This is a genomic window from Thalassococcus arenae (assembly GCF_019104745.1).
In the GTDB taxonomy this organism is placed as follows: domain Bacteria; phylum Pseudomonadota; class Alphaproteobacteria; order Rhodobacterales; family Rhodobacteraceae; genus Thalassococcus_B; species Thalassococcus_B arenae.
On record NZ_JAHRWL010000001.1, the window covers coordinates 1,930,784 to 1,950,189 of the forward strand.

At 67.3% G+C, this 19,406-nt stretch carries 21 protein-coding genes and 1 tRNA gene; 13 read left to right on the forward strand and 9 right to left on the reverse strand.

Translation table 11 applies throughout. The features are described from left to right. The first annotated feature begins 190 nt into the window (after positions 1 to 190). From KUH32_RS09605 to KUH32_RS09625, 5 genes are all read left to right on the forward strand, one after another. A complete protein-coding gene (locus KUH32_RS09605) occupies positions 191 to 1,231 on the forward strand; it encodes a hypothetical protein (RefSeq protein ID WP_217777806.1) in 1,041 nt (346 codons plus the stop codon). A 25-nt stretch (positions 1,232 to 1,256) separates the two neighbouring features. Further along, complete coding sequence (locus KUH32_RS09610) at positions 1,257 to 2,654, forward strand: surface lipoprotein assembly modifier (RefSeq protein WP_348541110.1); 1,398 nt, start codon at positions 1,257 to 1,259, stop codon at positions 2,652 to 2,654. Positions 2,655 to 2,720: 66 nt separating this feature from the next. Continuing rightward, positions 2,721 to 3,149, forward strand: a complete 429-nt coding sequence (locus tag KUH32_RS09615; RefSeq protein ID WP_217777808.1) for a VOC family protein — start codon at positions 2,721 to 2,723, stop codon at positions 3,147 to 3,149. After that, positions 3,143 to 3,817 (forward strand): DUF1194 domain-containing protein, encoded by a 675-nt coding sequence (locus KUH32_RS09620; protein WP_254899015.1) that lies wholly within the window; start codon positions 3,143 to 3,145, stop codon positions 3,815 to 3,817. The genes KUH32_RS09615 and KUH32_RS09620 overlap by 7 nt, the downstream gene beginning before the upstream one ends. Beyond that, positions 3,814 to 4,512, forward strand: a complete 699-nt coding sequence (locus tag KUH32_RS09625) for a DUF1194 domain-containing protein (RefSeq protein WP_217777809.1) — start codon at positions 3,814 to 3,816, stop codon at positions 4,510 to 4,512. Before KUH32_RS09620 ends, KUH32_RS09625 begins: the two co-directional genes overlap by 4 nt. A 52-nt stretch (positions 4,513 to 4,564) precedes the next feature. On the opposite strand, the gene KUH32_RS09630 is transcribed toward KUH32_RS09625, so the two are convergent. The 3 genes from KUH32_RS09630 to KUH32_RS09640 form a co-directional block, all read right to left on the reverse strand. Further along, on the reverse strand, positions 4,565 to 5,062 hold the full coding sequence (locus KUH32_RS09630; protein WP_217777810.1) for a MarR family winged helix-turn-helix transcriptional regulator: 498 nt from the start codon (positions 5,060 to 5,062) through the stop codon (positions 4,565 to 4,567). Between the two features lie 98 nt (positions 5,063 to 5,160). Further along, positions 5,161 to 5,421: an FAD assembly factor SdhE gene (locus KUH32_RS09635; RefSeq protein WP_431358182.1), complete on the reverse strand. Its 261-nt coding sequence runs from the start codon at positions 5,419 to 5,421 to the stop codon at positions 5,161 to 5,163. Positions 5,422 to 5,425: 4 nt separating this feature from the next. Then, entirely contained in the window at positions 5,426 to 5,815 is a 390-nt protein-coding gene (locus KUH32_RS09640; protein ID WP_217777811.1) for a helix-turn-helix domain-containing protein, read from the reverse strand. Positions 5,816 to 5,897: 82 nt separating this feature from the next. Here KUH32_RS09640 and KUH32_RS09645 point away from each other — a divergent pair, with 82 nt between their 5' ends. Both KUH32_RS09645 and KUH32_RS09650 read left to right on the forward strand, forming a co-directional pair. Continuing rightward, positions 5,898 to 7,106: a pyridoxal phosphate-dependent aminotransferase gene (locus tag KUH32_RS09645; protein ID WP_217777812.1), complete on the forward strand. Its 1,209-nt coding sequence runs from the start codon at positions 5,898 to 5,900 to the stop codon at positions 7,104 to 7,106. Continuing rightward, positions 7,106 to 7,504: a hypothetical protein gene (locus KUH32_RS09650; RefSeq protein ID WP_217777813.1), complete on the forward strand. Its 399-nt coding sequence runs from the start codon at positions 7,106 to 7,108 to the stop codon at positions 7,502 to 7,504. The genes KUH32_RS09645 and KUH32_RS09650 overlap by 1 nt, the downstream gene beginning before the upstream one ends. A gap of 278 nt (positions 7,505 to 7,782) precedes the next feature. Here KUH32_RS09650 and KUH32_RS09655 read toward each other — a convergent pair whose 3' ends face one another. Further along, the gene (locus tag KUH32_RS09655) at positions 7,783 to 8,247 is read right to left on the reverse strand and encodes a YHS domain-containing (seleno)protein (protein WP_217777814.1); all 465 of its coding nucleotides are present in this window, start codon (positions 8,245 to 8,247) and stop codon (positions 7,783 to 7,785) included. Positions 8,248 to 8,466: 219 nt separating this feature from the next. Here KUH32_RS09655 and KUH32_RS09660 point away from each other — a divergent pair, with 219 nt between their 5' ends. Both KUH32_RS09660 and KUH32_RS09665 read left to right on the forward strand, forming a co-directional pair. Beyond that, positions 8,467 to 8,781 (forward strand): hypothetical protein, encoded by a 315-nt coding sequence (locus KUH32_RS09660; RefSeq protein ID WP_217777815.1) that lies wholly within the window; start codon positions 8,467 to 8,469, stop codon positions 8,779 to 8,781. A gap of 72 nt (positions 8,782 to 8,853) precedes the next feature. Further along, positions 8,854 to 9,645 (forward strand): inositol monophosphatase family protein, encoded by a 792-nt coding sequence (locus tag KUH32_RS09665; protein WP_217777816.1) that lies wholly within the window; start codon positions 8,854 to 8,856, stop codon positions 9,643 to 9,645. Between the two features lie 202 nt (positions 9,646 to 9,847). Here KUH32_RS09665 and KUH32_RS09670 read toward each other — a convergent pair whose 3' ends face one another. Further along, a complete protein-coding gene (locus tag KUH32_RS09670) occupies positions 9,848 to 10,900 on the reverse strand; it encodes a Gfo/Idh/MocA family protein (RefSeq protein ID WP_284438322.1) in 1,053 nt (350 codons plus the stop codon). A 187-nt stretch (positions 10,901 to 11,087) separates the two neighbouring features. Beyond that, on the reverse strand, positions 11,088 to 11,984 hold the full coding sequence (locus KUH32_RS09675) for a hypothetical protein (protein WP_217777818.1): 897 nt from the start codon (positions 11,982 to 11,984) through the stop codon (positions 11,088 to 11,090). 354 nt (positions 11,985 to 12,338) lie between these two features. On the opposite strand from KUH32_RS09675, the gene KUH32_RS09680 reads away from it, so the two are divergent. Then, positions 12,339 to 13,508 carry an LGFP repeat-containing protein gene (locus KUH32_RS09680; RefSeq protein WP_217777819.1) on the forward strand — a complete coding sequence of 390 codons (1,170 nt, stop codon included), beginning with the start codon at positions 12,339 to 12,341 and terminating at the stop codon, positions 13,506 to 13,508. A gap of 11 nt (positions 13,509 to 13,519) precedes the next feature. Here the strand turns inward: KUH32_RS09680 and KUH32_RS09685 are convergent, their stop codons facing one another. The 3 genes from KUH32_RS09685 to putA are packed head-to-tail and all read right to left on the reverse strand — an operon-like array spanning position 13,520 to position 18,033. Beyond that, positions 13,520 to 13,888 (reverse strand): GFA family protein, encoded by a 369-nt coding sequence (locus tag KUH32_RS09685; RefSeq protein ID WP_217777820.1) that lies wholly within the window; start codon positions 13,886 to 13,888, stop codon positions 13,520 to 13,522. Continuing rightward, the gene (locus KUH32_RS09690; RefSeq protein WP_217777821.1) at positions 13,885 to 14,625 is read right to left on the reverse strand and encodes a rhomboid family intramembrane serine protease; all 741 of its coding nucleotides are present in this window, start codon (positions 14,623 to 14,625) and stop codon (positions 13,885 to 13,887) included. Before KUH32_RS09690 ends, KUH32_RS09685 begins: the two co-directional genes overlap by 4 nt. 48 nt (positions 14,626 to 14,673) lie before the next feature. Continuing rightward, positions 14,674 to 18,033: a bifunctional proline dehydrogenase/L-glutamate gamma-semialdehyde dehydrogenase PutA gene (gene putA / locus KUH32_RS09695; protein WP_217777822.1), complete on the reverse strand. Its 3,360-nt coding sequence runs from the start codon at positions 18,031 to 18,033 to the stop codon at positions 14,674 to 14,676. Positions 18,034 to 18,137: 104 nt separating this feature from the next. Between putA and KUH32_RS09700 the strand changes: the two genes are divergently transcribed. The 3 genes from KUH32_RS09700 (at position 18,138) to KUH32_RS09710 (ending at position 19,312) form a co-directional block, all read left to right on the forward strand. After that, a complete protein-coding gene (locus KUH32_RS09700; RefSeq protein ID WP_217777823.1) occupies positions 18,138 to 18,614 on the forward strand; it encodes an Lrp/AsnC family transcriptional regulator in 477 nt (158 codons plus the stop codon). Between the two features lie 30 nt (positions 18,615 to 18,644). Continuing rightward, positions 18,645 to 19,187, forward strand: coding sequence for a tetratricopeptide repeat protein (locus KUH32_RS09705; protein ID WP_217777824.1), 543 nt, complete (start codon positions 18,645 to 18,647; stop codon positions 19,185 to 19,187). Positions 19,188 to 19,228: 41 nt separating this feature from the next. Beyond that, positions 19,229 to 19,312: transfer RNA gene (locus KUH32_RS09710), tRNA-Leu, on the forward strand. The last annotated feature ends 94 nt before the right edge of the window (positions 19,313 to 19,406 follow it).

Here is a 19,406-nt window from a genome sequence, read left to right on the forward strand (position 1 = left end):
TCCCTTTCCACTAGATGAGTCGGCGCCCACTATATCTGGGAGCAGGCGGGGTATGAACAACCATATCGGGTGGCGGCACTTTTGCCTCAGTTTCGCCATGTTCGCGTTTGGCGGGTGCATCTGCCGTTGACTTTGCGGGGTGGTGCCGGGACAGTCTGGAAAAACGACAAGAATTCTTGAGGTAGCAGTCATGACCCCCCGCGTTGTGTATGCGCTTGCGCTTGCATTCCTGGTCGCCGCCTGCGCCAGCGATGGCGGATCCGGAGACAATCCGATCAATGGTGGCGAGAGCACGAACCGCAATCCGCTGACCACGCCGACGCCGGATCCCGATCCGGATCCCGATCCCGATCCGGACCCCGACGAGGAAAACCCGGATGCGGATGGCGACGGCATCCTGGACGCGATCACCAAGGATCTTGCGTCCTACGACATCAGCGCGTTCCCGACAACGGTGACGGTCGAAGTGCGGGGCCTGGACAGCACGCCGGTCGAGGTGGTCTATGCGCGCAACGCGGCCTTGGACCAGCCCGGCTACCTGGCCTACTCGATGCAGGAAGACGCGCTGGACCGGTTCTTCCTGGCGCTGGGCAATGTCAGCGCCGACGGCAGCGTTTCGGCGATCGCGGTGGGCGATGGCGGCCAGTTCAACCGGGTGATCCAGGGCGCACGCTATTCGCGCGATTCCGGCACTTTCGATCCGCCGGCGATCGGCACCGGACCCGGCGCGGGGCAGGTTTCCTATGCCGGGGATTACGCCGGCATCACCAATATCAAGAGCACCAGCGGTGCACAGCTGATCCCGGTGCCCGATCCGACGGCGCCCGGATTGCCGGACCTGCCGGGCCAGCCCGGCACAGTGCGCGGCACGATCTTCTTCAACGTGAACTTTGCCGAGATGACGATCAACGGATCGATCAACGGCCGTGAACTGATCGACCCGCGGGACGGGTCGGTCTTCGAGAGCCTGAACGACATCGTGCTGATCCTCGATGAGATCAACGCGGACGGCACCTTCGCGGGCGATGTCGAACTGGATGGCCAGTTGAACGTGTCGCTGGGCAATTACGGCGGCGTCTTCGGCGGCACCGACGCGAGCTATGTCGCGGGCGCGGTCGAGATCGAAGGCTGGACGGAAACCTTCTCGGACGAGTTGGAAATCGGGGTCTTCGTGCTGACGCAATGCGGCAGGCCGGGCGATGCGCCGATCTGTTCCGTCGCCGCGCCCTGAGCGGCATAGCGGCGTCTTGCGGTTCGTGCTTGCCTGCGTCACGGCGCTGTCGCTGGGCGGCGGCGCATTGGCGCAATCCGCGGACGCAACCGGCACGACGCTGCGGCTGACCCCGGCGCAGGCGAGGCAGGCGGCGATGACGGCGGTGCAGACCGGCCGCATCGATGCCGCGATCACGCTGGCCGAAGCCTTGGTCGCAGCGGAACCCGAGGCGTCGCTGGGCCATTTCATCCTGGCCCATGCCTATCTGCGCGCGGGCCAGCCGGACAAGGCCGCGGCGCCGGCGCGCAGGGCCTATCAGCACGCCACGAGCCCGGTGGAAAAGCAGGAATCGGCGCGGGTGGCGGCGATGGCGGCGGCGGCGCGCGAGCGTTACCTGGCCTCGCAGATCTGGCTGCGCCTGGCGATCCAGGCCGCGCCCACACCCGAGCTGAAGGCGCGCAGCGTGCGCGAGTTCCAGGCGGCGCGCAACCGCGCCAAGCTGCGGCTGAGTTTCGGGCTGTCGGTGATGCCGTCGTCGAATGTCAACGGCGGGTCGTCCGCCGATGTGATCGAGGTCGACGGCGAGAGCCGGACGATTTTCGGCACCATCCCGCTGCCCGCCACGAGCGAGGCCCTGTCGGGCACCGAGATGCGCGGGCGGCTGCGGTTTTCCCATGCGCTGGACCGCGCGGAGCGGTCGCGCACCGACCTGGTGGGGGCGCTGGACGTGAAGCGCGTGCGGTTCAGCGACGCGGCGCGCGACCGCGTGCCGGGGCTGGACGCGGCGGATTACGGAAGCTCGAACGCCGAACTGGGCGTGATCCATCGCCGGGTGCTGGGCGAGGGCCGGCTGGCGCCGGTTCTGTCGGGCGGGCTGCATCTGGGCCGGTCCTGGTATGGCGGCCTGGTGGATTACGATTACGCCCGGCTCGAGGCCGGGTTGGCGGTGGCGCTGACCGAGAGCCTGACCCTTTCCACCAATTTGGGCCGGCAGATCGAGCGCGATGCCGATGCGCCGCTGGAGCATGTCACGACCAGCGCCCAACTGGCCCTGTCGCACCGGTTCGACAACAACGACCGCGTGTCGCTGGGGTTCTACGGAGCCGAAACGCAGGGCGACGACGGGCAGCGCCGCAAGCGGGTGGATGCGGTGCAATTGCGCTATGTCCGCGACAAGCCGGTCGGCCCGGTGCAGGTGGCGCTGGGGCTGTCGGCGATGCGGGTGACCTATCCGGATTTCCGGGTGCTGCTGTTCGGCACGCCCGATGGCGGACGGCGCGACGAAATCCTGTCGGCCGATCTGGGGCTGACGCTGCACGACCTGGATTACTGGGGCTTCGTGCCCACCGTGAACATCCGCGCGCGGCGCACGGAATCGAATGTCAGTTTCTACGAGAGCGAGGGCGTGTCGATCTCACTGGGTTTTGAAAGCGCCTTTTGAGCGCGGCTGCTGGACACGGGACGGCATGCGCCTATCCTGCGGGCGACCCGCAAAGGAGACAGCCGCATGAGCATCCGATATCTGCACACCATGGTCCGGGTGAAGGACCTGGACGCCTCGATGGCCTTCTACAAGCTGCTGGGGCTGGAGGAGACCCGGCGCCACGACAGCGAGCAGGGGCGGTTTTCGCTGATCTTCATGGCGCCGCCGGGGCAGCCGGAATGCCCGGTCGAGCTGACGTATAACTGGGATGGCGATGACGGGTTGCCGTCGGATTCGCGGCATTTCGGGCACCTGGCCTACGAGGTCGACGACATCTACGCGATGTGCCGGCACCTGATGGACAACGGCGTGACGATCAACCGCCCGCCGCGTGACGGGCGCATGGCCTTTGTGCGGTCGCCCGACAACATCTCGGTCGAGCTGTTGCAGAAGGGCGCGGCGCAGGCCCCGGCGGAACCCTGGGCCAGCATGGGCAATACCGGGCATTGGTAAGGGCGCTGCTGGCCGGGCTGTTCTGGCTGGCGGCGGGGCCGGCGGCGGCGGAGTGCCGGCTGGCACTGCTGCTGGCGCTGGACGTGTCGTCTTCGGTCGATGCGGGCGAATACGCGCTGCAGCGCGAGGGCGTGGCCGATGCGTTGCTGGCACCCGAGGTGCAGGCGGCGATCCTGGGCGGCGAGGCCGGCGTGGCGCTGGCGGCCTATGAATGGTCGGGGCGGCGGCAGAGCGCGGTGGTGCTGGACTGGGTCATGCTGCGCGACGCCGGAGACATCGCCGCGGCGGCGGCGGTGCTGCGCGGCGCCAAGCGGTCCGAGACGCGGTTTCCCACGGCGATGGGCTTTGCGCTGGGTTTTGGCGCGGGGCTGTTGCGGCGGGCGCCGGTCTGCGACAGGCAGGTGATCGACGTGTCGGGCGACGGGGTGACCAATGACGGCTTTCCGCCGCGGCTGGCCTACAAGCATTTTCCCTTTGACGGGGTGGTGGTGAACGGGCTGGCGGTGCTGGGCGCCGATCCGCAGGTCGAGGCCTATTACCGCGACGAGGTGCGGTTCGGGCCGGGGGCCTTCGTCGAGACGGCGCAGGGCTATGCCGGCTATCGCGCCGCGATGGCGCGCAAGCTGTTCCGCGAACTGGGCGGAATGCAGGTGGGGGCGGCGCGGTGAGGGCGGTTCTGGCGGGGTTGCTGGCTTTGGGCCTGGCGGGACCGGCGGATGCGGCCTGCCGGCAGGCGCTGGCCCTGGGGCTGGACGTGTCGGGGTCGGTGGACAGCCTGGAATACCGGCTGCAGGCCGACGGGCTGGCGGCGGCGCTGGAGAACCCGGACGTGCAGGCCGCGCTGTTTTCGATGCCGGGCGCGCCGGTGGTGCTGGCGGTGTACGAATGGAGCGGACCCGAGGCGCAGCGCCTGCTGGTGGGCTGGACCGAGATCGCCGGGCCGGAGGCGCTGGCGGCGGTGACGGCGCGTCTGCGGGCGGCGGATCGCGGGATCGGGGCGTTCTCCACCGCCATCGGGTCGGCCAAGGCGTTCGGCGCGGCGCTGCTGGCCGAGCGGCGGGATTGCTGGAAGCGGACACTGGATCTGTCGGGCGACGGCAAGTCGAATACCGGGCCGCGGCCGCAGGATGTGCGGCCGGGCGGGATCACGGTCAACGGTCTGGTGATCGGCCAGCCCGAGACCGGCGGGCGCGAGCCGCCGGGCGTGGCCGAACTGGGCGCCTATTTCCGCGCCTATGTGCTGGAGGGCGACGATGCCTTCCTGGAAATCGCGTTGGGTTTCGAGGATTTCGAGGCGGCGATGACCCGCAAGCTGTTGCGCGAACTGGAGGTCATGGTGGTGTCGCGGCGGCAGGCGCGGTGACCGGAGGGGCCCGTCCCCCGGCCACATACCGCAACCCAAGAACCAGTCGGGCCTAGTAAATATAGCGGATCTGGTCGGTCCAGAACCGTTCCATGCGGCGCAGCGCGCCGGTCACGTCGTCGAGGCGGTCGAGGTCGATCACCGACTTGGTCTGAAGCGCCTCGGCGTGACGGTGGAAAAGCGCCTTGACGGTTTCGCGCACCTCGCGGCCCCGCTGGGTCAGCCGGACGCGGACCGAACGGCGGTCGATCTCGCAGCGCTGGTGGTGCATATAGCCCATATCCACCAGTTTCTTGAGGTTGTAGCTGACATTGCTGCCCTGATAGTAGCCGCGGCTTTTCAGTTCGCCCGCCGTCACCTCGTTATCGCCGATGTTGAACAGCAAGAGCGCCTGGACCGCGTTGATGTCGATGATGCCGACGCGTTCGAATTCGTCCTTGATGACGTCCAGCAGCAGCCGGTGCAGCCGTTCGACCAGCGACAGCGCGTCGAGATAGCCCGACACGTAGCCCTGGAGCGGGCCCTGATCCATTGAGGGATGGATGCTCATCATGTTCTCCGCCTGTGTAGTCGGAGCGGAGAATTCGCCAAAATGACCAAGAATCGGTTAAGTCACGCGGCCTTTTCGGAAAAAGCAAAGAAACGGTATCAGCCCCGCGCGGCGGTTGCGGCGATGTCGGCCACCAGGGCCGCGTGAACCGCGGGCGCGGGCTGCTGGCCCGAAATCCACTGGTACAGATCCTGGTCGTTTTCCGCCAGCAGCGCCTCGTAGGCGTCGAGCCCGGCGGCATCCAGCGCCGTCAGCCTTGCATCGGCGTAGCGCATCAGCAGGATGTCCATTTCCTTGGTGCCACGCCGCATCGACCGCATCCGCAGGCGTTTGAGGCGGGTTTCGCGGTCTTCGGCCACGGGATCAGTCCCCGTTGCTCATCGCGATGCGCAGCCGCTTGTCGAGCTTGCCCAGCCGGTCGGCGGCGTTCAGCATCTGGGACCGCATGGCGCGGATTTCCAGCAGCAGTTCGCCCAGGTCCTCGGCGGCCTCGGCGGCGGTGATTTCGCCCAGGCCTTCGCCTTCGCCGGTCAGCAGCCAGACCATCGAGACATTCAGCAGACCCGCCATCATCTGCAACTTGTTGGCGCGCGGTTCGGCGCGATCGTCTTCCCAGGCCTGCAGCGTCTTGAGCTTGACGCCCAGCCTTCTGGCCAGGCCTTCCTGGTCGAGTCCGGCGGCATCTCGCGCCGCCGCCACGCGGTCGCCGAAGGTTGCTGCCTCGGGGCCGTACCAGTCCATGATGTCCTCCATCGCGCAATCTCCCTGCCATCCGGCTTGATCGCTGTCGCGGCGCAACCTATGACGGTTCTCGCCCCTATCCAACCGGTGTTTCATGAGCTTTCTGTCGCAGACCCTTGCCCGCGTCGCCCCATCACCCACCGTCGCGATCTCGCAACTTGCGCGCGAGATGCAGGCCGCCGGACGGGACGTGATTTCGCTGAGCGCCGGTGAGCCCGACTTTGACACGCCCGGAAATATCAAGGCTGCGGCGATTGCGGCAATCGAGGCGGGAAAAACGAAATACACCGCGCCCGACGGCATCCCCGAGCTGAAAGCCGCCATCTGCGCGAAATTCCGCCGCGAGAACGGGCTGGATTACGGGCCTGCGCAGATCAGCGTCAGCACCGGCGGCAAGCAGGTGCTGTACAATGCGCTGATGGCGACGCTGAACCCGGGCGACGAGGTCGTCATTCCGGCGCCCTACTGGGTCAGCTATCCCGACATGGTGCGGCTGGGCGGCGGCACGCCGGTGATCGTCGAGGGCGCGGCGGAGCAGGGGTTCCGCATCACGGCGCAAGCGCTGGAGGCGGCGATCACGCCCAAGACCAAGTGGCTGATCTTCAATTCGCCGTCGAACCCGACGGGCGCGGGGTATTCGCGCGACCAGCTGCGCGCGCTGACCGATGTTCTGATGCGGCACCCGCATGTCTGGGTGATGTCGGACGACATGTACGAGCACCTGGCCTATGACGGGTTCCGGTTCGTCACGCCCGCGCAGGTCGAGCCGCAGCTTTACGACCGGACGCTGACGGTCAACGGGGTCAGCAAGGCCTATGCGATGACCGGCTGGCGGATCGGCTACGCCGGGGGCCCCGAACCGCTGATCGCGGCGATGCGCAAGGTGCAGTCGCAATCCACCACAAACCCCTGTTCGATCAGCCAATGGGCGGCGGTCGAGGCGCTGAATGGTCCGCAGGATTTCCTGGCCGACCGGGCGGCGGTTTTCGCGCGGCGGCGCGACATGGTGGTGGCGCGGCTGAACGGTTGCAGGGGCGTGACCTGCGCGATGCCCGAGGGGGCGTTCTATGTCTATCCCGGCATCGCGGACTGCATCGGCAAGACCAGCGCGGGCGGCGCGCGCATCGACAGCGACGAGGCGTTCTGCACCGCGCTGCTGGAGGAACAGGGCGTGGCGGTGGTGTTCGGCGCGGCCTTTGGCCTGAGCCCCTATTTCCGGGTCAGCTATGCCGCGTCCGATGCCGAACTGTCCGGCGCCTGCGACCGGATCGAGGCGTTCTGCGCCGGATTGAGAGACCTGTGATGACGACCGACCTGCCCGACTATTATTTCCGCATCCGCGAAAACGGCGCGACGGTGTTCCGCGTGGACACCGAAAACCGGCAGCGGCGGATCGACCTGGACCAGATCGCGGTCGTGAATCTCAACAAGGGCGAGATCAAGCCGCATGGCGATACCGAGCTGAGCGAGGCCGACCTGGCGGCGATCGGCGACTGGATGACGCGCCGCAGCGCGCTGCTGGCGATGCGCGACATCGACGACATCCACCGGGCGGTGGACTATCTCAACATCACCACGCAATGGGTCCAGTCCAAGGCCACCGACGCCCAGCTGGACGAGGTGACCGACGCGCTGCTGCTGGCGATGCACGATCTGCGCACGGTGCTGGTGCGCAAGAAGGCCGACCGCCTGCCGGACTGAGCGCGGGAATTCGGGCGGGGTTTTCCCATGTCCGGGCCGGCGTATCGGCGGCATGTTCGTCATCGAGCACCAGGGCGATCGCGGATTGGCGCGTGTCCCCGAGCTTGGTGCGGCGATCACGGTTTCCTTCGCCGCAATGCCGGTTTCCCCCCAGGCGGGACGCGCGGCCGGGCATCGCGCCCGGCCCGGTCCCGATCACCGGCGCAAGCCGACCGGTTGCGTAAGCGGTGCCGCCCCGTTCCGGTTCGCCGGGACGGGGCTTTTGCTGCCGGGTGGGATCAGCCCAGGATGGCGGGCCAGTTGGCTTCGCCCTTGACGATGTTGCCGGGCACGTCCTGCAGCCACAATTCGCGCGCGCGCAGGTTGGCGTTGAGATAGAGCCGGTCCTCGTAGACCGTCCAGGCCTCGGGCTGGGTCGGGGCGAGATAGCCCAGCGAGGCGGCATAGGCGCAATAGCCGCCGAAGCGGGCGCCGTATTTCTCGGGATCGGCCTGGAAGGCGGCGGCGTTGTCGGCCGAGACGAAGCGCCAGGTGGCGCCGTTGTGGTCGACGCTGTGGTCGGGCGAGCCGGCCACCGGAGCGGCGTCGGTGAAATAGGCCACCGGGTCGATGCCGTTGATGGCGATGCCGTCGGTCTGGAAGGTTTCGGGCTCCATCGCCAGGACCGGCGTGCCGGCGGCGATCAGGACGGGGGGCACGGCCAGAAGGCCGAGAGCGGCGCGGCGGGTCAGTCGGGTGGTCATGGACAGGTCCTTTCGGGTGCGGTGTGGGGCAAAGATGCCGGTCGGCCGGGCGCCGCGGTAGTCCCTGTGACGGGGACGTGATGGCCGGTGTGCCCGCGCGTGAGGCACTGTCACAATCGGTTTCGCGGCCGAACACGCCAGAGATGGCGGATTGACTTGTGGGGGCAGGCTGGTAGCCTGCGGAAATCCAAGCGCTTTTTCGACCGGATGGGGGATTTCATGCGTGTTCTGACGACTTTGGCCGCCGCGGCCGTGGCGATGACCGGCAGCCAGGCGTTGGCCTGGGGTGACATCTACATGGGCGACGGCACGCACAAGCCGTCGGTGATCGTGCACCCCTACCACGCCGAGAACCACTGTCCCGCGGGCCTGCAACCGGTCACCGTGGGCGGCGTGATCTGCTGCGGCACACCGACGCCGGGGGCCAAGAGCTATTACAATCCCGCCGGCCACAAGAAGGTGGTGCACAAGGTGCGCCGCGCGGCGCCGCGGGCGATGGCGGTCGAGGGCGAAAAGGGCGTCGTCTACCGCTGATGCCTCGGGCCTTGGCAATCCCGGTCGGGCCGCGTATACGCGCGGCCTGATTTCATTTGCGGGAAAGCCGACATGCAGGGCAGCGCCAATCTCAACATCATGATCAAGGCGGCCCGCAAGGCGGGCCGGTCGCTGGTCAAGGATTTCCGCGAAGTGGAAAACCTGCAGGTGTCGATGAAGGGCGCGGGCGATTTCGTCAGCCGTGCCGATCTTGCGGCGGAAAAGATCCTGCGCGAGGAACTGCGCACCGCGCGCCCGACCTATGGCTGGCTGGGCGAGGAGACCGGCGAGGAGCCGGGCGAGGACCCGACCCGGCGCTGGATCGTCGACCCGCTGGACGGCACGACGAACTTCCTGCACGGGCTGCCGCATTGGGCGGTGTCGATCGCGCTGGAACACAAGGGCCAGATCGTGGCGGGCGTGGTGTTCGACCCCGCCAAGGACGAGATGTTCTATGCCGAGAAGGGCCAGGGCGCCTGGCTGAACGATGCCCGCCGGATGCGGGTGTCGGGGCGCAAGCGGATGGTCGAGGCGCTGTTCGCCACCGGCGTTCCTTTCGCCGCGAAAAAGACCCTGCCGGCGATGCTCAAGGACCTGGCGCGCCTGATGCCGGAATGCGCCGGGGTGCGGCGGTTCGGGGCGGCGTCGCTGGACCTGGCCTATGTCGGCGCGGGCCGCTACGACGGCTATTGGGAGCGCGAGCTGAACCTCTGGGACGTCGCTGCGGGATACCTGATCGCGAAAGAGGCGGGCGCGCTGGTCGAAGGCGTGCGCGCCGACCAAGACCCGCTGGAAAGCGGGTCGATCCTGTGCGCCAACGGCGATCTGTTCGGACCGTTTTCCAAGATCCTGCGCGACGGCTGAGGCGCGTCATTCGCCGGGGTCTTGCCCGCCGGGCGCTGTGCCGGGACAGGTTGCGGGATCGATGCCCGCGATGCGGACAATCCGGGCGTTTACAAGAGGGCACTGGATGGCTTCCGGATGTGCCGACCGGCTGTCGGGGTCACAATCGGCCGCGTCCGGCCCGGCGATCGGCGCCGCTTTATCCGTTTTCCGGCGCGGTGCGTCAGCAGGCCAAGTCAACGGGACGGCCGGTTCTCGATGACGCCTCGATGGCCGCGATCAGGTGGTGGGAGACGAGCGCTTGGCGCCCGGTGACCATCGGTTTGCGACCGACGCGAATGGCATCGATGAAATCCGCGATAACGGCTTGATGCCATTCGTGCCTGCCGCCGGACAGAGGCTTTACGCTTCCGGCTGTGCCATCCGCCGCTTCGATCTCGGTCCGTCCGTCGCGCCAAGAGATTTCGAGACCGTCTTTGCTGAGCCTCAGGCTCGCATTGTCGAAATGGAGCCGAATGACCTCGGTTCTGTGGGGGTACATGGCGGTGCTGGCGACGAATGATCCGACAGCCCCGTTTGCGAACCGCAAGCCCGCGACCGCGAAATCCTCTGCTTCCATTTCATGCAAGGGCGAGGTTGCCGTCATCGCCTGAACGCGCGTCACGGGGCCGGTCAAGCTCAGCGCCAGATCGATGGAGTGTATTGCGTTCGTGATCATCACGCCGCCGCCGTCGCGGGCGTAGGTGCCGCGCCCAAGTTCGTCATAGTAGGATTGGTCGCGCCATAGCGGCACTGCGATCTCGACCAGGCCGAGGTTTCCGAGCATTCCGCCCGCGACGTGGCGGGCTGCCGCGATCGACGGCTGCCTCATCCGGTGCTGGAACAGCACGCCAAGCGTCACGCCTTCACGCTCGCAGATCTCGACGACGTCCAGCGCTTCTTCCGGGGTGCGCGCGACCGGCTTTTCAAGAAGGATATGCGTTCCGGCCTTGGCGAGTTGTTCGATCACGCCTTTGCGCACGCTTGGGGGTGTTGCGACGATGGCCATCGAAATGGACGGGTCTGCGGCAACTGCCGAAAGATCGGCCGAGAATTCCGGAGCCTGACCGTCATAATGTTCCGCGAGATGGCGCGCGCGTTCGGGCCTGCGCGAGACGATGGTTCTGAGCTGTGCCACGGAGTGCAGGCCGGACAGGGCAGCCACATGGGTTCTGGCAATCATGCCGGCCCCTATCAGAGCCACCCCAACGCGCGCCCCGGCTACAGATTTCGCCATTCTTCCGGTTCCCGTTTCCCCGCTCGGGATGTTTATCCGTCGATCGGGGCGGGGATGCCAGAACGCGCTGCCCTATTTCGGCGATATTCGCCTGTCAGCGGCGATCCAGACGCCGCGGAGCATCCCGCGAAACAGGTTCGAACCCGTCGACCGCGTTCCCGGATGTTGTCAGGCGGCGCGGCCGCGATCATTCGAACACGCAGCCGCCATCGCCCAGCTGGTTGGGGCAGTTGACCGTGAAGACGGTGCAGGCCAGCGCGCGTTTCTTTTCGCATGTCATCTTGCACGAGCTGGGGTTCAGGGTGGGGCAGCTGAATTCGCAGCAGTATTTCTGTTCGGCGCCGGGCACGGTGAAGATGTCGTTTACCGTGTGGCCGGCGGGCAGGTCGGGGCGGCGGTCGATCACCGTCGTCTGGCCCTTGAAGCGGCCCCGGCGTGGATCCGGGCCGGGGGCGAAGACCATCACGAATTGCGTGTGAACCGGCTTTTCCATCCGCGCCTGCGGCGCGCCGACCAGCCGGATGACGCCGCGGGTCGTCGCGAATTCGCCGGTTTCGTCGTGATGCGACGTCTGGAACAGCACGCGCCCGGGGCCATCGCCTGCGAAGGTCGAAAACGAGGTCTGTTCCAGCCCGCCCGAACCGCCATGCTGGGCCGGTTCGGCATAGCGCAGCGCGATCTCGAGTGCTTGGCGGTTGCCGCCGATCCGGGCGGAGGTGGCGAATTCGGCGCCGGTCTCGACCATCACCGTGGTGCTTTCGATGGTCAGGTCGAAACCGCCGAACACCGCGAGCGGTGGCGGATTGGCGGGCGTGCCCCACCGCAGCTTGAGATCCCAGCCCCGCTTGGCCGCGGCGCGCCAGGTGCCGGCGCCGATATCGCCGGACAGGTTGAAATCGTAGGTGCCCTGGAACGATCCGTCTCTTTCGTCGATCTGGCCGCGCATCGCGTAGGCGCTGTCACGACCGCCGCTGGTGCCGCGCGCGTCGATGGCGAAATCCACCGTTTCGGTCTGGGCAAGCGCCGCTGGGGCAAACGGGGTCAGGAAAGCCACGACAAGGGCCAGAATGCGGATGCTGAGCATGGGTCACGCTCCTTCAAATGCGGTCTGTGGAAAGGAAAAACGGCGGGTCAATGGGACGGGTACTGAAATTCCGGTGCCGTCAGATTAGCAGAAAAGCACGAGAATTTCGACAGTGATAAACATGCAGGGGTTGTATCGAGGCGCGGGCGATCGGAAGACATCCGCCCAGTGCGATGTAGCGGGCGTTGCGGAGGCGACCCGGGCGCGGTGCCGCCCTGCCGATGGTGTTTTCCACGCCGGGCGAGTTGCAACTTGAGATTGCGCAATCCAGCGGCCGCAAACGGTGATAGGATATTCTGACATTATTATGTGAGTCGCGCACCGGCTTGCCGGCCGCGGCCGGAAAGGATTGTCATGTCAGAGATTGATACCAAGTATGCCGCCCTGGGCGGCGCGTCGGGATTCCTGGGCGCCCCCGAGGGCCCCGAGAAATCCACCCCCGACAAGGTCGGCCGGTTCCGCCACTACAAGCACGGGTCGATCTACTGGCACCCGCTGACCGGCGCGCACGAGGTGCACGGGCTGATCCGGGCCAAATGGGCCAAGCTGGGTTGGGAAAAGTCGTTTCTGGGTTATCCCAAGACCGACGAGACCGACAGCAGCGGCGGCGCCAAGGGGCGGTTCAACCTGTTCCAGGGCGGCGCGATCACCTGGAAAAGCGGTGCCGACGAGGCGTTCGAGACCCACGGCGCGATCCGCAGCAAGTTCGGGCAAATGGGGTTCGAGGCGGGGTTCCTGGGCTATCCCACCACCGACGAGACCAAGACCCCGGACAAGGTGGGCCGGTTCAACCATTTCGAGGGCGGCTCGATCTACTGGAAGCCGACGATCTCGGCGCATGAGGTGCACGGGCTGATCCGTGGGCTGTGGCAGTCGCAGGGCTGGGAAAAGGGCGAGCTGGGCTATCCGATCTCGGACGAATTGCCGGCGTTCAAGGGCTCGAAACACCGGTTCAACGATTTCGAGAACGGCGTGGCGTACTGGAAGCATGGCAGCAAGAAGGCGGTGCCGTTGTCCAAGTTCGTGCTGTTCGACGCCAGCCGCACCGCAGCCGAGATGGTCGCGTCGATCTCGGAGGCCATACTGCCGGAGATCAAGAAGGACGACCGGATCTACATCAAGAGCGGCCCCAAGCTGACCGGGGTGACGGATTATGCCTGGAACGGCGCGCGGGTGCGCAACCGGCTGTACAAGATCCATGTCGGAGGCGGTATCGATGTCTCGGCTCTGCCGGACCCGACATTCACCATCGACTTTCTGATCGGGGTCGATTTCAACCGCGAGAAAAAGCAGATCTGGACCTACCTGGACAGTGCCAAGTTCCATGCGCATGTGCCGTTTCCGACGTCGATCGGCCTGGACGCCAGCGAGATCACCGGCAAGATCAAGAAGGCGCTGGACCCGCTGGTGGGCAAGCCGCAGGGCATGACCACGATCAGCGAGAACAAGGCGCATATCCTGTCGGTCAAGGTGATGAAGAACGGCGACCTGAATACCTACCTGGTGCCGCTGGCGGATGCCTAGGATGTGGCGGGCTAGCGGTCGGAGGGGTGGTTGACGCCGTCGGTCCAGCCCAGCGGTTCGAAATCGCGCGGCTCGGTGCCGTCGATGGCGTAGAGATTGACGCCGATATCGTTGGGCGCGGCTCGACGATGGTGGAACAGGTAGATGCCGCAGGTCTTGCAGAAGTAGTGTTTCGCGGTCTTCGTGCCCCATTGATAAAGCGTCAGGTTGTCGGCGCCGCGGACGACCTGCACGCCGCCTTGCGGCGCGCTGACCGTGGGCTGGGCGCGGCGGCGGCAATAGGAACAGTCGCAGCGCCGGGCGCTGGACAGTGGTGCCGACAGCGTCACGCGCAGTTCCACGGCGCCGCAATGGCAGGTGGCCCTGACGGGATCGGTCATCGCCGGATCCGCGGGATGCGGCTGCGCTGCAGGGTATAGCGCGCCTCGGGGTGGGGCGGGTGGCCTTCGGTGCGCGCCCAGAAGGCCGGTCCGCCCTTGCGCAGCCAGACCGGCAGCGCCAGCACCAGCCCGGCGACGAAGCCGCCGGCATGGGCCCAATAGGCGACGCCGCCCTGGCCCGCAGGCGTGCCGAACCCGCCGAACAGCTGCATGCCGAACCACAGCCCCAGCATGATCCAGGCCGGGATCGGCAGCACGCGGAAGATCACCACCAGGATGATCAGCACGTCGACCCGGGCCTTGGGGAACATCAGCAGATAGCCGCCCATCACCCCGGCGATGGCGCCCGAGGCGCCCACGGTGGGCACCGGCGAGAACGGCTCGGACAGGTAATGCACCGCGCCCGCCGCCAACCCGCTGGCCAGGTAGAACAGCGCAAAGCCGGCATGGCCCATCTCGTCCTCGATATTGTCGCCGAAGATGAACAGGAACAGCATGTTGCCCGCGATGTGCATCAGCCCGCCATGCAGGAACATCGAGGTCAGGAAACCGGCATAGCCGTCGCCCTGGCTGACCAGCGCGGGGATCAGCGCGTATTCGGCGAAAAAGCCGTTGAGCGCGCGGGGGTTCGAGAACAGCGCCCAGTAGCTGAGGAACACCACCACGTTGGCGGCGATCAGCGCGTAGGTGACATAGGGCACGCGGCCCGAGGGGTTGTGATCGCGGATCGGGAACATGCGGTGGAGAGTGGCACCCTGACGCCCGGCGTCAAGGTGCCAGCCGCGTTATCGTGTGCCGTCCAGCAATTCGGCATTGCCGCCCGAGGCGGTGGTGTCGATGCAGACATGGCGTTCCGATAGCGCGTGCCCAGCATCCGGCGCGCCGGTGATCAGCGTCAGGATCGGGCCGGGTCGCGCGGCCAGTGCGGTGCGCAGGGCGCGGGCGGTCGGCTCGTCGCCCCACCAGAGCACCGCCGAGATACCGGGCCGGTCGGTCAGCGCGGCGGGGTCGATCTGCTCGGGGCCGGTTTCGGCGCGGCCGCCAAGCGACTCGACGGCCTTGCGCTGCGCCTGCATCGCGTCCTTGCCGGGGCCAAGGCAGAGAACCGGCGGACGCGGCGCGGTGGAATAGAGATTGGCCTCGCCCGTCGGTCCGGGCAGGCGGGTGGTCTGCGGTTCGGCGCTGGCGGTGCGGTTTCGGTCGTGGCGACGGAAGCGGTCGACATAAAGCGGCCCGCCGGCCTTGGGGCCGGTGCCCGACAGGCCTTCGCCGCCGAAGGGCTGGCTGCCGACGATGGCGCCGATCTGGTTGCGGTTCACATAGGCATTGCCGGCATGGATGCGGTCGGTGACGTATTGCACGCGGTCGTCGATCCGGGTCTGAAGCCCGAAGGTCAGCCCGTAACCGGTGGCGTTGATCGCGTCGATGACCTTGTCCAGTTGCTGGGCCTTGAAAGTGGCGACGTGCAGGACCGGGCCGAAGATCTCGCGTTCCAGATCGGCGATGCCCGAGACGCGGATCAGCGTGGGCGGCACGAAATGGCCCGCCGCCGGGGTCGGGTAGGTCTTGATGACCCGGCCCTCGGCTTGTGCCCTGGCTATGTGGGCCTTGATGCCTGCCGCGGCCTCGGCGTCGATGGCGGGGCCGATATCGGTGGTCAGCGCCCAGGGATCGGCGATGGAGAGCGCGTCCATGGCGCCGGTCAGCATCTCGGTCAGGGTGTCGGCGATGTCTTCCTGCACGTAGAGGCAACGCAGGGCGGAACAGCGCTGGCCCGCCGACTGGAAGGCGGATTCGACGATGGCGCGGACCGCCTGTTCGGGCAGGGCGGTGCTGTCGACGATCATCGCGTTCAGCCCGCCGGTTTCGGCGATGAAGGGCGCCCCGGGGTCGAGATTGGCGGCGATGGCGCGGTGGATGATCTGGGCGGTTTCGGTCGAGCCGGTGAAGGCGACGCCGTCGATGCCCGGGTTCGCGGTCAGCGCCGCGCCCACGTCGCCGGCGCCGGGCAGCAGGTGCAGGGCCGTGGCGGGCACCCCGGCCTGGTGCAGCAGTTCCACGGCGCGATGCGCGATCAGCGGGGTCTGTTCGGCGGGCTTGGCCAGAACCGCGTTGCCGGCGGCCAGCGCCGCGGCGATCTGGCCGGTGAAGATCGCCAGCGGAAAGTTCCACGGGCTGATGCAGGCCACCCGGCCCAGTGGCGGGGCACCGTCGGCCTGGGTGGCGTAGTAGCGCAGGAAATCCACCGCCTCGCGCAGTTCGGCCACGGCGTCCAGCAGGGTCTTGCCGGCCTCGCGGTGCAGCAGCGCGAACAGCTCGCCGAAATGCGATTCATACAGATCGGCGGCGGCGTTCAGCGCGGCGGCACGATCGGCAGGCGCGGCATCCCAGGGGCGGGCCGCGGCGCAGGCGGCGGCCACGGTTTCGGGCGTTGCCCAGGTGATCCGGCCCACGGTGTCGCCCGGATCGGCGGGGTTCACGACAGCGGCCGTCTGGCCCGGTTTGGCGCCCTTCGCCGTCAGCGGCGCGGCCTGCCATGCGTGGCCGCGGAACGGATCGCGGGCGGCGTCGATGGCGGCCAGGGTGGGCCGGTGGGTCAGGTCGAAGCCCTGTGAATTGACGCGCTCGGGCTGGAACAGCTGCGGCCCGGTGGGCAGCGGCGGCGGGGTCGGGGCGTCGAAGGGATCGGCGGCGACCAGTTCGGGCGGGACGTCTTCGTCGACCACCTGGTTGACGAAGCTGGAATTGGCGCCGTTTTCCAGCAGCCGCCGGACCAGGTAGGCCAGCAGGTCGCGATGGGCGCCGACCGGCGCATAGATGCGGCAGCGCGTGCCCTCGGCCTTGCGCACCAGGTCGTGCAGGGTTTCGCCCATGCCGTGCAGGCGCTGGAATTCGTAAGTCGCCGGGTCGCCCGCCATGTGCAGGATCGCCGCCGCGGTATGGGCGTTGTGGGTGGCGAATTGCGGGTAGATGCGGTCGGTCATGCCCAGAAGCTTGCGGGCATTGGCGATGTAGCTGATGTCGGTGGCGGGCTTGGCGGTGAAGACCGGAAAACCGTTCAGCCCCAGCACCTGGGCGCGCTTGATTTCGGTATCCCAATAGGCGCCCTTGACCAGCCGCACCATGATGCGGCGGTCGAGCCGGCTGGCGGTTTCATACAGCCAGTCGATCACGTCGCCGGCGCGCTGGCCATAGGCCTGCACCACCACGCCGAAACCGTCCCAGCCGGCCAGCGCGGGTTCTTCCAGCACCGCCTCGATCACGTCGAGCGACAGCGACAGGCGGTCGGATTCCTCGGCATCGACGTTCAGGCCGATGCGCGCGGATTTGGCCAGCAGCGCCAGGGTGCGCAGGCGCGGCATCAGGTGGGCCATGACGTCGGCGCGCTTGGCTTCCTCGTAGCGCGCATACAGCGCCGACAACTTGACCGAGATGCCGGGATTGGTGCGGATGTCGTTGCCGCGGGCGGCCTCGGCGATGGCGCCGATGGCGCGGGAATAGGACAGGTGATAGCGGGCGGCGTCGGCCTCGGTGCGGGCGGCTTCGCCCAGCATGTCGTAGCTGTAGGTATAGCCCTTGGCCTCTTGCACGGCGCCGCGTTTCATCGCCGCCTGGATCGTCTCGCCCAGCACGAATTGCGCGCCCATTTCCTTCATCGCGCGGCCCACGGCGGTGCGGATCACCGGCTCGCCCAGCCGCTTGATGGCGCCGCGCAGATGGCCGACGGGACCGGGGGCTTCGTCCTTGAGCACCTTGCCGGTCAGCATCAGCGCCCAGGTCGAGGCATTGACCAGCGGCGAGGTCGAGCGGCCCAGGTGGCGGCCCCAGTCGGACGGCGCGATCTTGTCCTCGATCAGCGCGTCGATCGTGTCGGCATCGGGCACCCGCAGCAGCGCTTCGGCCAGGCACATCAGCGCGATGCCTTCGTCGGTGGAAAGGCCGTATTCGGCCAGGAAGACCTCCATCAGGCCGGGGCGGGTGGTGTCGCGGATATCGCGCACCAGCGCCGCGCCGCGCGCGCAGATTGCGGCACGGTCATCTTCGCTCAGCCCGGCAGCAGCGCGCAGATGGGCGACGGTCTCGGCTTCGTTGGCATAGGTCGTCTCGTCGATCCGGGCGCGCAGGTCGGACAGGTCTTTGGGCATGGTTTCCTCCGGGATGATGCGCTATCATATCGTGGGGGATGCGGGCGATCTGCCCGATGATGATTTATTTGGCGGTTCAAACGCTGAAAGCGGGGGGAATTTGCATGCAATTCGACCTGAACGATCTGGACCGGTTCGACCAGGCGATTCTGCGGGTGCTGGCCGAGGAAGGGCGGATTTCGATCACCGAGCTTGCGCGGCGCATCGGCCTGTCGAAATCGCCCACGCAGGCGCGGCTGCGGCGCCTGGAGGACGACGGCGTGATCCGCGGCTATCGCGCCATCCTGGACCCGATCCGGCTGGGGCTGGACCATGTCGCGTTTGTCGAGGTCAAGCTGACCGATACCCGGGAAGCGGCGCTGGAGGCATTCAACCGCGCGGTGGCGAAGATCGCCGAGATCGAGCAGGCACATCTGATCGCCGGCAATTTCGATTACCTGCTCAAGGTGCGCACCGCCGACATGCCGTCCTATCGGCGGGTGCTGGCCGAAAAGATCTCGACCCTGCCGCATGTGTCTTCGACGTCGACCTATGTGGCGATGCAGGCGGTCAAGGATGACGGTCTCGCCGAAGTGACTTGACCGGGCGCGGTTTCCGGCCACCATTTCGGCATGAAACATGTCGCTCTTGCCCTGATGCTGGGCGCCTCGCCCGTGCTGGCGGATGGTTGCCCCGAAGCCCCCGACCATTCCGAGGCGCTGGCGGCGCTGTTCGACGAACTGGCCCTGGCCCGCACCGACATGGAAGCGCGGGTGATCTCGAACCGGTTCTGGGAATTCTGGGCCGACGCGCCGGACGAACCCAGCCAGGCCATGCTGGACGAGGGCATGCGGGCGCGGGCGGCGTTTGATTTCCTGCGCGCGATCGAGCGGTTCGACAAGCTGGTCGCCTACTGCCCGTTCTACGCCGAGGGCTACAACCAGCGTGCCTTCGTCAACTTCCTGCGCGAGGATTACGAGGCGGCCCTGCCCGATCTCGACCGGACGCTGGAGATCAACCCCGAACATGTCGGCGCGCTGTCCGGCAAGGCGCTGACGCTGCTGGCGCTTGGCCGCGAAGAGGAAGGCCAGGCGGCCCTGCGCGCGGCCCTGGCGCTGAACCCCTGGCTGAGCGAGCGATTCCTGCTGAAGGAAGAACCCGGCCAGAAGCTGTGAGCGGTTTACACCGCCGCGCCGCCGCGCCACATTCTGCCCGCGCCCGCGTGGTGGAATGGTAGACACAGGGGACTTAAAATCCCCAGGCTTTGGCCGTGCCGGTTCGAGTCCGGCCGCGGGTACCACCCCGAACAGCAGCGGTTTCGATGCGTTGCGAACCACGCGGTTCCGCCCCTTGCGATTTTTCTGCTTGCATGCGCTTCGGCTGGTTCTACCCTG

What these genes read in the sequence shown, in the direction of transcription:
- KUH32_RS09605 (WP_217777806.1), top strand. Translation starts at nt 191, where the DNA reads ATGACCCCCCGCGTTGTGTATGCGCTTGCGCTTGCATTCCTGGTCGCC.
- KUH32_RS09615 (WP_217777808.1), top strand. Translation starts at nt 2,721, where the DNA reads ATGAGCATCCGATATCTGCACACCATGGTCCGGGTGAAGGACCTGGAC.
- KUH32_RS09630 (WP_217777810.1), bottom strand. Translation starts at nt 5,062, where the DNA reads ATGAGCATCCATCCCTCAATGGATCAGGGCCCGCTCCAGGGCTACGTG.
- KUH32_RS09640 (WP_217777811.1), bottom strand. Translation starts at nt 5,815, where the DNA reads ATGGAGGACATCATGGACTGGTACGGCCCCGAGGCAGCAACCTTCGGC.
- KUH32_RS09645 (WP_217777812.1), top strand. Translation starts at nt 5,898, where the DNA reads ATGAGCTTTCTGTCGCAGACCCTTGCCCGCGTCGCCCCATCACCCACC.
- KUH32_RS09650 (WP_217777813.1), top strand. Translation starts at nt 7,106, where the DNA reads ATGACGACCGACCTGCCCGACTATTATTTCCGCATCCGCGAAAACGGC.
- KUH32_RS09655 (WP_217777814.1), bottom strand. Translation starts at nt 8,247, where the DNA reads ATGACCACCCGACTGACCCGCCGCGCCGCTCTCGGCCTTCTGGCCGTG.
- KUH32_RS09660 (WP_217777815.1), top strand. Translation starts at nt 8,467, where the DNA reads ATGCGTGTTCTGACGACTTTGGCCGCCGCGGCCGTGGCGATGACCGGC.
- KUH32_RS09665 (WP_217777816.1), top strand. Translation starts at nt 8,854, where the DNA reads ATGCAGGGCAGCGCCAATCTCAACATCATGATCAAGGCGGCCCGCAAG.
- KUH32_RS09670 (WP_284438322.1), bottom strand. Translation starts at nt 10,900, where the DNA reads ATGGCGAAATCTGTAGCCGGGGCGCGCGTTGGGGTGGCTCTGATAGGG.
- KUH32_RS09675 (WP_217777818.1), bottom strand. Translation starts at nt 11,984, where the DNA reads ATGCTCAGCATCCGCATTCTGGCCCTTGTCGTGGCTTTCCTGACCCCG.
- KUH32_RS09680 (WP_217777819.1), top strand. Translation starts at nt 12,339, where the DNA reads ATGTCAGAGATTGATACCAAGTATGCCGCCCTGGGCGGCGCGTCGGGA.
- KUH32_RS09685 (WP_217777820.1), bottom strand. Translation starts at nt 13,888, where the DNA reads ATGACCGATCCCGTCAGGGCCACCTGCCATTGCGGCGCCGTGGAACTG.
- KUH32_RS09690 (WP_217777821.1), bottom strand. Translation starts at nt 14,625, where the DNA reads ATGTTCCCGATCCGCGATCACAACCCCTCGGGCCGCGTGCCCTATGTC.
- putA (WP_217777822.1), bottom strand. Translation starts at nt 18,033, where the DNA reads ATGCCCAAAGACCTGTCCGACCTGCGCGCCCGGATCGACGAGACGACC.
- KUH32_RS09700 (WP_217777823.1), top strand. Translation starts at nt 18,138, where the DNA reads ATGCAATTCGACCTGAACGATCTGGACCGGTTCGACCAGGCGATTCTG.
- KUH32_RS09705 (WP_217777824.1), top strand. Translation starts at nt 18,645, where the DNA reads ATGAAACATGTCGCTCTTGCCCTGATGCTGGGCGCCTCGCCCGTGCTG.